Genomic DNA, 12,198 nt, shown 5'->3' with positions numbered 1-12,198 from the left:
AACCGGGAGGTAGCGAGCAGGTGAATTCACACGGCGTCGGGCACCGTGTCAGGGAGGCCACGTTCACCCCGTACACTGAGAGGGTCTTTCCACAGTGGAGTGGTGACGCGCTGTTCGACGCGTTCCGGCACCTGCTGTGGCGTTCCCGCCGGCGCGAGCCGCGCATCCCCGAAGCGATCAGATCGTATTCGGTTGCTCGGCGAAGCCACTGGGATGCTTGTCGCTTCCCTTACACTGATCTGTGGTCAACAACCAAACGAAGGTGAGGAACTGATGGCGGTAAACAGCCAGGATCCGTACGAGCCCGACTACGTCGACAGTGATGTGGACGAGACGCGCGAATGGCAGCAGTCGCTCGACGAGCTCGTATCGGCCCACGGTCGCGGTCGCGCGCGTGAGATCATGATGAGTCTCATCAAGCGGTCCAAAGATCTGCAGCTGAACGTGCCGATGATCCCCACGACCGACTACATCAATACGATCGCGACCGAGAACGAGCCGGCCTTCCCCGGTGATGAAGAGCTCGAACGCAAGTACCGTCGCTGGATCCGCTGGAACGCCGCCGTGCTGGTGCATCGCGCACAGCGCCCGGGCATCGAAGTCGGTGGGCACATCTCGACGTATGCGTCGTCGGCAGCGCTCTACGAGGTCGGTTTCAACCACTTCTTCCGCGGGCCGAATCATCCAGGCGGTGGTGACCAGATCTTCATGCAGGGTCACGCCTCTCCTGGCATCTACGCTCGTTCGTTCCTCGAGGGGCGTCTCAGCAGCGAAGAGCTCGATGGCTTCCGTCAGGAGCATTCAGTGCCGGGCGGACTTCCCTCGTATCCGCACCCGCGGCACATGGACAACTACTGGCAGTTCCCGACCGTCTCAATGGGCATCGGCCCGATGAACGCGATCTACCAGGCGCAGGCCAATCGATACCTGCACAACCACGGCATCAAAGACACCTCGCAGCAGCACGTCTGGGCGTTCCTGGGCGATGGTGAGATGGACGAGCCCCAGTCACGCGGTCTGCTCCAGGTCGCAGCGAACGACCAGCTCGACAACCTGACCTTCGTGATCAACTGCAACCTGCAGCGACTCGACGGGCCGGTGCGCGGCAACACGAAGATCATCCAGGAGCTCGAGTCGTTCTTCCGCGGTGCGGGCTGGAACGTCATCAAGGTCGTCTGGAGCCGTGAGTGGGACGAACTGCTTGCGCGTGACACCGATGGCGCACTCGTCAAGCTCATGAACGACACCCCAGACGGCGACTTCCAGACGTACAAGACCGAAGACGGCGCATATGTGCGCGAGAACTTCTTCGGGCGCGACCCGCGCACCCTCGAACTCGTCAAGGACTACTCCGACGATCAGGTCTGGGCGCTGCAGCGCGGCGGTCACGACTACCGCAAGGTGTATGCGGCCTACAAGTCAGCCATGGAGCACACCGGGTCGCCCACAGTGATCCTCGCTCACACCATCAAGGGCTACGGCCTCGGCCCCTCGTTCGAAGGCCGCAACGCCACGCACCAGATGAAGAAGCTGACGGTCGACGACCTGAAGACCTTCCGCGATCACATGCGCATTCCGATCAGCGATGCACAGATCGAGGCCGAAGATCACTGGGCGCCCCCGTACTACCACCCCGGCAACGACGCTCCCGAGATTCGGTACATGCGCGAGCGTCGTGCAGAGCTCGGCGGCTACATCCCCGATCGCCAGAACCACCCGACCCACATCGACCTGCCGCCCAAGAAGGCCTACGGCTCGGTCAAGAAGGGCTCGGGCAAGCAGAAGGTCGCCACCACGATGGCCTTCGTGCGTCTGCTCAAAGATCTGCTGGCGCAGAAGGGCTGGGAGAAGCGATTCGTGCCGATCGTGCCCGACGAGGCACGCACCTTCGGCCTCGACTCATTCTTCCCCTCGAAGAAGATCTACAACCCGCACGGCCAGCACTACACCTCGGTCGACCGCGAGCTGCTGCTGGCATACAAAGAGAGCCCGCAGGGTCTGATCTACCACGTCGGGATCAACGAGGACGGCGCGGCCTCTGCGTTCACGGCGCTCGGCACGTCGTACTCGACGCAGGGCGAGATCATGGTGCCGGTCTACCTCTTCTACTCGATGTTCGGCTTCCAGCGCACCGGCGACGTGCTCTGGGCGGCGACCGACGCACGAGCCCGCGGATTCCTGCTGGGGGCGACAGCCGGTCGTACGACGCTGACCGGCGAGGGCCTGCAGCATGCTGACGGTCACTCCCCGATTCTGGCGTCGACCAACCCCGCAGTCATCACGTACGATCCCGCATACTCATACGAGATCGCGCACATCGTCGAGAGCGGCCTCGACCGCATGTACGGCGGCACGCATCCGAACCCCGACGTGATCTACTACCTGACCGTCTACAACGAGCCGATTCAGCAGCCTGCCGAACCGGAAGACGTCGACGTCGAGGGCATCGTCAAAGGCATCCACCGCGTGGCGCTTGCTCCTCGCGGCGAGGCGCAGGGGCAGATTCTCGCCTCGGGCGTCGCCGTGCCGTGGGCGCTGCAGGCGCAGCAGATCCTGGCCGATGACTGGAACGTGAACGTCGACGTCTGGTCGGTGACCAGCTGGAACGAGCTGCGTCGCGACGGCGTCGCCGCCGAGGAGCATAACTTCCTGCACCCCGAAGAGACGCCGAAGACCGCCTTCGTCAGCGAGAGGCTGCGCGGCGCGAAGGGCCCGATCGTCGCGGTCACCGACTTCACGAAGGCCGTGCCCGATCAGATCCGCCAGTTCGTCGACCAGCCCTTCGCCACGCTGGGCGCCGACGACTTCGGCTTCAGCGACACCCGCGCCGCAGCCCGCCGCTACTTCAAGATCGACGCTGAGTCGATCGTGGTGCGCATGCTGCAGCAGCTCGCCGAACAGGGCGTCGTCAGCCGACAGGCCGCGACCGAGGCCATCACTCGCTACGACCTGCTGAACATCCCGTCACCCGAGATCGAGGCTGAATCAGCGCATGAGTGATCACACCGCCGCGGGCGGTGGCAGTCGGGCCAGCGATCGTTCACAGACGCTGACCCGACTGCGCTCAGTGAGCGGAGAGATGGCGACGGCCACGCTGCAGCGTCTCGACGAGACCCTGCCCTGGTACGCTGCGCTGCCGCCCGCCCGGCGCTCGGCGATCGGTCTGGTCGCCCAGTCTGGCATCCAGTCGTTCATTAACTGGTTCGCCAATCGCGGCCTCCCGAGCGACTCCGGCACCGCCGAGAGCGAGCCGACGTCGGCCGAGGCATCGCATCCTCATACGGATGCGTGGGTCGCGGCCGACATCTTCGGCAACGCTCCGAGAGAGCTGATTCGGTCGGTCTCGCTGCAGCAGACGCTGCAACTGGTGCAGGTCGTGATCTCGGTCGTGCAGGAGCAGTTCACCTCGGACGACCCCGAGCTGCGACTCGCCTTTCTCACCTACTCGCGCGATGTGGCCTTCGCAGCCGCAGATGTGTATGCGAAGGCGGCCGAGGCGCGTGGGCAGTGGGACGACCGCCTGGAGGCACTGGTGGTCGACTCGGTGCTGAACGGTGAGTCGGCCGATGAGCTGCCCAGCCGCGTGGCCGCACTCGGCTGGCAGGCCGTCGGAGAGGTCAACGCCGTGATCGCCTCGGTGCACGGCGTTCCCGATCTCGACCAGCTGCGCCGTCAGGCCCGTCAGCTCGGTGCAGAGCTGCTTGTGGGCGTGCAGGCAGATCGGCTCGTTCTGGTGCTCGCTGAATCAGAGCACGAAGAGGGTGTGGAACGTTCGGCGGCCTTCTCAGTGCAGCGGGTCGTCAGCGGTCTGATGTCGCACTTCAGCGATGGCCCGATCGTCATCGGCCCGCCTGTTCCAACGGTGCTCGAGGCGAGCACCTCGGCCCAGGCAGCCCAGGCCGGCTTCACCGCGGTCGCCGGCTGGCAGTCGGCACCGCGGCCCACGCTCGCCGACGACGTGCTGCCCGAGCGTGCGCTTGCCGGCGACCCCTTGGCACGCGTCACGCTGATTCAGCGCGCCTATCTGCCTCTGGTGCAGCAGACCACCGACCTGCTCGGCACGCTGCGCGCCTATCTCGAGAGCGGTCGTTCGCTCGAGGGTACGGCTCGGGCTCTCTATGTGCACCCCAACACGGTGCGCTATCGGCTGCGTCGCATCGCAGAGGTGGTCGGTTGGGATCCGACCGAGCCACGCGACGCGCTCATTCTGCAGACGGCACTGATTCTCGGTGCCATTAACGACACGCATGAGTGATTGCGGCCGTTTATCGGTTCCCGCTAAAGGGTTCCAAGTGATTTCGTGCGGATTCTCCACACAATACTGGGGTCTGTGTCGACAAAGATGGAGACGATGATTCTTCTCGCCTGCCCTGGACAGGGCTCACAGAAGCCCGGCTTTCTGACGCCGTGGCTTGAACGTCCCGAACTCCGCGAACTGGCCGAGCAGCTCTCGACGGCCACCGGCATCGATCTGGTCGAGGCTGGCACCGTCTCTGACGCCGACACGATTCGTGACACCGCGATCGCACAGCCGCTCATCGTGGCCGCCAGTCTGATCAGTGCTCAGGCGCTCACGGCCGAGCTTTCCGCTCGTGGAGTCGACTCGGCACCGTTCGGCTACGCGGGGCACTCCGTCGGCGAGATCACCGCCGCAGCTCTGGCTGGTGTGTTCACCGCTGAGACCGCCGCTCGCTTCGTGCGCGAACGCAGCCAGGCGATGGCACAGGCCGCGGCGGCGACGCCGACCACCATGGCAGCCGTGATCGGCGGCGACCGCACCGAGGTGCTCGCCCGTCTCGACGCGCTCGGCCTGACCGCCGCGAACTTCAACAGCGCAGCCCAGCTGGTCGCCGCTGGCGCGGTGGACGCTGTGGCCAAGCTGGTCGAGGAGCCCCCGGCTCGTACCCGAGTGATTCCGCTCTCGGTGGCGGGCGCCTTTCACACCACCTACATGCAGCCGGCCCGCGAGCACCTGCTCGGCCTGCGCGACACCTTCGGCACCAGCGACCCCACCGGGCCACTGTGGACCAACGCCGATGGCACGGTCGTGCCTGACGGTCAGCGCTACCTCGATCTGCTCATCAGCCAGGTCGCCTCGCCCGTGCACTGGGACGCCGACCAGGCCTCGTTCGTCGAGCACGGCGTCACCGCCATGGTCGAGCTGCTGCCCGGAGGCACCCTCGTCGGACTGGCCAAACGCGAACTGCGGGGGCTGCCGAGCAAGGCGATCGTGACCCCCGACGATCTGGCACCAGCAGCCGACCTGATCGCCGACCACCTCGACGACTGATCATCGCAACCGCAGAACACGAAGTGAGGAACACGGCATTGAGCACAGTCATGCGCACCGCTGAAGGAGCCAAGTACGCTCGCATCCGCGGCATCGGAGCAGCTCGAGGCGACCAGGTCGTCACGAACGACGATCTCGTCGAGGCCATCGAGTCGTCGGACGAGTGGATCCGCCAGCGCACCGGCATCATCGACCGTCGCCGCGCCTCGGCCCAGGTCACCCTGAGCGATCTCACGCTTGCCGCTTCGAAGCAGGCCATCGAGCACGCAGGCATCGACCCGACCGAGATTGACGCCGTCATCGTCGCCACGGTGACACACCCGTATCAGACCCCGTCGCTGGCGGCCTGGCTCGCCGATCAGATCGGCTCGACGCCGGCCGCCGCCTACGACATCTCGGCCGCGTGCGCCGGCTACTGCTACGGCATCGGCCAGGCTGACGCGCTGGTGCGCAGCGGCCTCGCGCACAACGTGCTCGTCGTCGGCGCAGAGAAGCTCAGCGACGTCATCGATCCGACCGACCGTTCCATCTCGTTCCTGCTCGGCGACGGCGCAGGCGCTGCAGTGGTCGGCCCCAGCGAGACTCCAGGCATCTCGCCGACGGTCTGGGGCTCCGACGGCTCGCATTGGAAGACCATCCACATGACCAACTCGCTGCTCGAGTACCGCGACGGCGTCGCGTACGGCGAGGCCACCGGCTTCGGCGAGCATGACGGCGAACAGATCAACCGCTGGCCGACGCTGCGCCAAGAGGGGCGAACGGTGTTCCGCTGGGCGGTCTGGGACATGGCGAAGATCGCACGGCAGGCCATTGAGGCGGCAGGTCTCACCCCTGATGACATCGACGTCTTCATTCCCCACCAGGCGAACATGCGTATCATCGATGAGTTCGCCAAACAGCTGAAGCTGCCCGAGAGCGTGGTGATCGCGCGCGACATCGCACACAGCGGCAACACCTCCGCGGCCTCGATTCCGATCGCGACTCGTGCGCTGATCGATGCCGGCGAGGTCAAGAGCGGCGACCTTGCGCTCGAGATCGGCTTCGGCGCTGGGCTCGTCTACGGCGCACAGGTCGTGGCGCTCCCCTAGTCTCAAACGGCGATATTCGCATCGCGGCAGCCCGACCGGGCTTTCGTCACACACAGAAGGAGAAGAAAATGGCACACACTCAGGATGAGGTTCTCAAGGGCCTGGCCGAGCTGATCAACGAGGAGACCGGTGTTCCCGCCGAGAACGTCGAGATGGGCAAGTCGTTCACCGACGACCTCGACATCGACTCGATCTCGCTGACCACCATCGTCGTGAACGCCGAGGACAAGTTCGGCGTGAAGATTCCCGACGAAGAGATCGAGAACCTGAAGACCGTCGGCGACGCCGTCACCTTCATCGTCAACGCCAGCAAGTAGGCTCGGCTGACCCCGGCCGTCACCAAAGGTGCATGGCCACCCACTCGCGGCGCCGGCGACGCGCATCCACATCTGGACGCGTCGCCGCGCCCGCCGCCCGACGGCAGCGTCACAAACGCCCGTCAGAGATATTGGCGCCGACACGATCGGCGCCGTTCCCCCAAGAGACATCTGAGACACGGAGAGACCATGAAGAAGAAGATCGTCGTCACAGGCATGGGCACGACCAATCCGCTCGGCGGAGACGTCGCCTCGACCTGGCAGGCGCTGCTCAACGGTGAATCCGGAGTCTCGACCATCGACCAGCCCTGGGTCGAGAAGTATGACCTGCCGGTGCGCTTCGCCGGTCAGGCCAAGGTGCGCCCGGCAGAGGTGCTCACCCCTGTCGAGGTCAAACGCAACGACCCGTCGACACAGCTTGCGATCGTCGCGGCGCGCGAGGCCTGGCAGGATGCCGGCGCGCCCGAGGTCGATCCGACTCGTTTGGGCGTCGACTTCGCCACCGGCATCGGCGGCGTGTGGACGCTCTTCGACTCCTATGACGCGCTGCGGGAGCGCGGCCCTCGCCGCGTCATGCCGCTGACCGTGCCGATGCTGATGGCGAACGCCTCAGCCGCGGCCATCTCACTGGAGTTCCAGGCGCAGGCCTTCGCTCGCACCGTGCTCTCCGCATGCGCATCGTCGGTCGAGTCGATCGTCAACGCCTACGACCATCTTCAGCAGGGCTACGCCGATGTGGTCATCGCCGGCGGCACCGAGTCGACCATCCACCCGCTGCCGCTCGCCGCGTTCGCATCGATGCGCGCGCTGAGCAAGAGCAATGACGACCCGCAGCACGCGTCACGCCCGCTCGACGTGAAACGCAACGGCTTCGTCATGGGCGAGGGCGCCGCGGTGCTCGTGCTCGAGAGCGAAGAGCACGCCCTGGCTCGTGGCGCGCACATCTATGCCGAGATCACCGGCGGTGCAGTCACAGCTGACTCGTACCACATCACTTCACCCGACCCTGAGGGTCTCGGCGCCGCTCGTGCCGTGCGGGCGACTCTGGAGAACTCGGGCGAGACGCCCGAGAGCGTCAGCCACATCAACCTGCACGCGACCTCGACGCCGGTCGGCGACCCCGCCGAGTACAAAGCCCTGCACGCTGTGCTGGGCGATGCGCTCGACAGCATCCCGGTCGCCGCGACCAAGGGCAACACGGGGCACCTGCTCGGCGGCACCGGTGCGCTCGAGACGGTCTTCACCGTCAAGGCGGTGCAGGATCGGGTCACTCCCCCGCTGATCAACCTCGACCAGCAGGATCCCGAGACGCCGTTCTTCGCACCGACCGGAGCACCCCATCAGCTGCCTGACGAGGGCCAGCTCTTCGCGATCTCGAACTCATTCGGGTTCGGCGGGCACAACGCCGTCGTCGGCGTACGCAGCGTCTGATCGCGCGTGCGAGAAGCACCGGGCGGCCCTGCGCCGTCACCGGTCTGTGTACTGACACCCTGCGCCTGAGCAGGAACGCCGCACTCACCCGGTATCATTGACTGCTGGATGAGGAGGAGACATGGTCGTACGCTTCGGCATCCTCGGCATCCTTGCTGAGTCGCCCTGCTATGGCACGCAGCTGCGCAGCGAACTGCTGCGCCGCACGGCAGGTCTCATGGACGTCAATGCCGGCCAGATCTACTCGACTCTGGAACGGCTCGGCCGCGACAAACTCGTGCAGCAGTTCGGCGCACCCCAGAACGGCCGGGTGCTTTACGAACCCACCGACGCCGGGCGTGAGGTCTTCGATCGATGGCTTGAGTCGGTGGACGACGGGGCGTCGGCGCTCGACACTATTCGCAAGGTGTCACTTGCGCTCTCTCTGCCCTCGGTCGACGGCAAAGCCGTCGCCGAACGGCATCTCGAGGCCTGTCTGCAGCGCTCGACCGCCCCGCTTGAAGGTTTGCCAGAACCGATCACCAGCATGGTCTGGCTTGGGTATCACAGCATGCTCAACGCCGAGACGAACTGGCTGCGCCAGGTCATTCAGCAGGCGGCACGCACGCCGACGGCGTTCCCGATCGACCAGGAGCGCCCGCGGCGGGGTCGTCCGCCCAAACGCGCCTGAACCCGGGCAGTCGTTGCGTCATCAGTCATCAGTGCGATAGTTCGCGAACTCTGTGAGATCTGACCAGTTCGGCCAGGTCGTCTCCCAGAGCCGGGTGATGAGCCCCGCCCGCATCGCTGCGATGAACACCACCTCGATACGAGTGGCAGGCTCATCAGGACAGGACGTCGTGATCAAGAGGCGCCCGGCGACACGGTCTGCCGCGTCACACCATGCCGACTCGTCGTATTCGATCTGATACTGCACGTCGGTCGCGTACACCTTGCGGTGCTCTGTGACGAATGACTCATAGCTCTGCACCATGCCGTTGGAGAAGAGCTCGAAATCGGCGGCGTAGTAGTGCCCGATGAGTTCGGCGTTCTTCGCGACTACGACTTCGGCGAACATGTCTCGAATGCGCTGTACCGACGTGAGTGAACCATCTGCTGTCATCGGTTGCCTCTCTGACACGGGATGCCCGTATGCTAACAGCAGATCAGCTTTGGGACACCGAGCCGTGCACATCGACGTGCACGCCTGACGCGTTGGGACGGCGACCATGCACACGACATCGATGAAATCCCCTGCCTTCAGCAGAGCCTCCGATCGCGACTACGAGATTCGCTGTGTGATCGGCGCAAGCGTCGAACGCGCGGCAGACGTGGGCGAGGTACTGGCGGCTGTGACCGGAGTCAAGGCCTCCGACCATGAGGCATGGTTCCTCGCCTGGCATGGTTTGGGCGACCGCGCCTCGCAGATCGCACGGCACGCTGATCAGAACGGGCACTCTGTGAGCGCGGCCGAGGCGTGGCTGCGTGCTTCAACCTATTTCGGCGTTGCCGTGAACGCGATCAGCGCACTGGCCGACACCTCGCAGCTGGCCCCGACCTTCGCGAAGCAGCTGCAGGCGTGGGAGTCGTTCGTTGCGCGCTGTGGGCATCAGGTCGCGCACCTGCAGATTCCCTACGAGAGCACCACGCTGCCCGGCTGGCTCTTCGAGCCGGAGCCCAGCATCTCGAACGGCGCCACGCTGGTCGCCGTGAACGGCAGCGACGGTTCGCATGCATCCGTCTGGGCGTCATGCACCGCAGCGGCTCTCAGACGCGGCTACCGCGTGCTCATGTTCGACGGGCCCGGGCAGCAGTCGATGCTGTTCGACGCCGCAACCACGTTTCGTCCTGACTGGGAGCATGTGCTCACGCCCGTCTACGAGATGCTCTCGGCGCGTCAGGGCGTGCAACCAGAGCGCATCGGTGTGTACGGCATCAGCCAGGCGGGCTATTGGGTGCCTCGCGCGTTGGCCTTCGAACATCGGTTCGCTGCGGCGATCGTCGATCCCGGGGTGGTCTCGGTGGCCGACTCGTGGCTCAAACACCTGCCGGCCCATCTGGTGAGGCTGCTCGAGGCCGGTCGCGACGAGAAGTTTGACCAGGAGATGACGATCGGCATGCGGTTCTCGGCTGATACCGCACGCACTTGGCGTTTTCGGGCCAGGCCCTACGGTACCTCTGGCTATGCCGAGACGATTCGGGCCGTTCAGACGTACGATCTCACCGAGGTCGCCGGGCAGATTCGCACTCCCCTGCTCATCACGAGCCCGGAGGGCGAGCAGTTCTGGCCGGGGCAGTCGGCACGGCTCGCAGAGCTCGCGCCTGCCGTCTCGACGCTGATCGACTTCACCGCCGACGAGGGCGCCGATCAGCACTGTCAGCCTCTTGCCCGCACTCTGACCGCGCAGCGCATGTTCGACTGGCTTGACGAGCAGATGCCGGCTAGGGATTCGCGATACTAATCTGACCGTTCTATGCTCGCAGGCATGATGCGACGTGCGGTGGCCATTCGACATGTGGCCTTTGAGAACCTGGGAGTCATCGAGCTGGTTCTCCGTGGACGTGGTTGGAACGTCGAATACGTTGATGCGGGCATCGACGAGATCACGTCTCACGACCTGCTGGCACCGGATTTAGTTGTCGTGCTGGGCGGGCCGATCGGGGTCGCCGACACCGATGTCTACCCGTTTCTCGGTGATGAGCAGGCTGCGATATCTGCCCGGCTGCGTGCGGGAAAGCCCCTGATCGGCATCTGTCTCGGAGCTCAGCTGATCGCTCACGCTCTTGGGGCGTCGGTGACGCCAATGCCGCACAAAGAGATCGGATACGCGCCGATCGAACTCACGGCGCTGGGTCGCGACTCTGCGCTGCGGCCGCTGGACGGCATCCCCGTGCTGCACTGGCACGGCGACGAGTTCGCCATTCCGGCAGGGGCCGAGCATCTGGCTGTCTCGCATGCGTGCTCGAATCAGGCTTTTAGCGTGGGCCGAAACGTGCTCGCTCTGCAGTTTCATCTCGAAGCCGATGCCGCGCAGATAGAGCGCTGGCTGATCGGGCACGCACATGAGCTCGCTGCCGAGGGGTTCGATCCGCGGTCGATTCGAGCGGATGCCGTGGCAGTCGGGCCTGCATTGGCTGCGGCCGCGAGGGCGGTCGTGGAGACGTGGCTCGACGGTGCGGCCCGATGAACGGCTCGCCGATCGCTACAAGTCGGACTCTCGCGTTTGTGTGCTTGGCGGGCGGGCTGCTCACCGGAACGGGAATTCTGCTGATCGTATTGGGCGCTCCAGCATCGGGCTGGGTCACAGGCGTCGTCGGTATCGTGGCAATCCCTGCGGTCGGTCTGGTGGCCCGAGGGCGAAGATCTCGATCAGGCCCCTCAGCTGCCGGCAATGAAGATAAGGAAGAAGACCGGCGAGCCTCACTGAGGTCGATCTCATGGTATTTGCTGTATCCACTCGTCTGGGCGATACTTCTCACGCTCTTTGTCGTCTCGAGAGACGGCTACTGGACAACTACTCTGATGCTCTACGTCGTGGTTTTCGTGGTTGCCGTTCTGATCGCAGTCAGACGAGGAAAGTCACTGTCGCCCAAGGCGTTGTTTGAGAGAATGGTGCAGTTCTGAGCCGACGGTCTGCGTCAGATTCGATGATTGTCAGCCGAGTTTTGCAAGGATGTTCTTCCGCTTGCGGTGAAGTCTCCACCAGCTGAGGGTGCCTCTTACTTGGATCCGTCCGAGATCTGCAATTGACGGCTGACCTTGGGCTTCGAGTTCTTGGCTGATTGCCTCAACATCGTCGCCGGCGTGTGAAGGCGATGATTTGACCAGCGGCTCTCGCTTTCCCTGCGGCAAATGGGTGAGGACAATTGCCGCGCGAGCCTCCTTGAACCGCTCGTACGCCGTCTGAGCAGGTGGTCGAACATGTTCATGAACACTGATGTGGCTGTGATCTGGCGCACGCTCCTGTCTGCGGAATGGCTGTCTCACTCGGCCTGATAGCGACGCTACAGAACTGGGCTGTACACGAACATATACATTTCATATTGTTCACGAGCGTGTACAATAGGCATTGTTTACGAACGTGTACATAGG

General features: G+C 64.7%; 10 protein-coding genes. 9 read left to right on the top strand and 1 reads right to left on the bottom strand.

Annotated elements, in window-relative coordinates:
* Positions 1–273: 273 nt before the first annotated feature.
* From aceE to F8O07_RS07220, 7 genes are all read left to right on the top strand, one after another.
* Complete coding sequence (gene aceE / locus F8O07_RS07250; protein WP_158031411.1) at positions 274–3,000, top strand: pyruvate dehydrogenase (acetyl-transferring), homodimeric type; 2,727 nt, start codon at positions 274–276, stop codon at positions 2,998–3,000.
* Complete coding sequence (locus tag F8O07_RS07245; protein ID WP_158031410.1) at positions 2,993–4,255, top strand: PucR family transcriptional regulator; 1,263 nt, start codon at positions 2,993–2,995, stop codon at positions 4,253–4,255. The genes aceE and F8O07_RS07245 overlap by 8 nt, the downstream gene beginning before the upstream one ends.
* A gap of 96 nt (positions 4,256–4,351) precedes the next feature.
* Positions 4,352–5,290 (top strand): ACP S-malonyltransferase, encoded by a 939-nt coding sequence (locus F8O07_RS07240; protein WP_158031409.1) that lies wholly within the window; start codon positions 4,352–4,354, stop codon positions 5,288–5,290.
* 50 nt (positions 5,291–5,340) lie between these two features.
* Positions 5,341–6,378: a beta-ketoacyl-ACP synthase III gene (locus F8O07_RS07235; protein ID WP_158031842.1), complete on the top strand. Its 1,038-nt coding sequence runs from the start codon at positions 5,341–5,343 to the stop codon at positions 6,376–6,378.
* Positions 6,379–6,446: 68 nt separating this feature from the next.
* On the top strand, positions 6,447–6,695 hold the full coding sequence (locus tag F8O07_RS07230; protein ID WP_158031408.1) for an acyl carrier protein: 249 nt from the start codon (positions 6,447–6,449) through the stop codon (positions 6,693–6,695).
* A 189-nt stretch (positions 6,696–6,884) separates the two neighbouring features.
* Positions 6,885–8,126, top strand: coding sequence for a beta-ketoacyl-[acyl-carrier-protein] synthase family protein (locus tag F8O07_RS07225; protein ID WP_158031407.1), 1,242 nt, complete (start codon positions 6,885–6,887; stop codon positions 8,124–8,126).
* A gap of 121 nt (positions 8,127–8,247) precedes the next feature.
* Entirely contained in the window at positions 8,248–8,796 is a 549-nt protein-coding gene (locus tag F8O07_RS07220) for a PadR family transcriptional regulator (RefSeq protein ID WP_158031406.1), read from the top strand.
* 21 nt (positions 8,797–8,817) lie between these two features.
* On the opposite strand, the gene F8O07_RS07215 is transcribed toward F8O07_RS07220, so the two are convergent.
* Positions 8,818–9,228, bottom strand: a complete 411-nt coding sequence (locus tag F8O07_RS07215; RefSeq protein ID WP_158031405.1) for a nuclear transport factor 2 family protein — start codon at positions 9,226–9,228, stop codon at positions 8,818–8,820.
* A gap of 121 nt (positions 9,229–9,349) precedes the next feature.
* Between F8O07_RS07215 and F8O07_RS07210 the strand changes: the two genes are divergently transcribed.
* On the top strand, positions 9,350–10,567 hold the full coding sequence (locus tag F8O07_RS07210; protein ID WP_158031404.1) for an alpha/beta hydrolase family protein: 1,218 nt from the start codon (positions 9,350–9,352) through the stop codon (positions 10,565–10,567).
* 24 nt (positions 10,568–10,591) lie between these two features.
* Positions 10,592–11,293, top strand: a complete 702-nt coding sequence (locus tag F8O07_RS07205; RefSeq protein WP_192496690.1) for a glutamine amidotransferase — start codon at positions 10,592–10,594, stop codon at positions 11,291–11,293.
* Positions 11,294–12,198 lie beyond the last annotated feature (905 nt).

This window comes from Pseudoclavibacter sp. CFCC 13796 (assembly GCF_008831185.1).
Classification (GTDB): Bacteria; Actinomycetota; Actinomycetes; order Actinomycetales; family Microbacteriaceae; genus Pseudoclavibacter_A.
The sequence above is the reverse complement of the archived record's forward strand: the minus strand, read 5'-3'. Positions and strand labels throughout refer to the sequence as shown.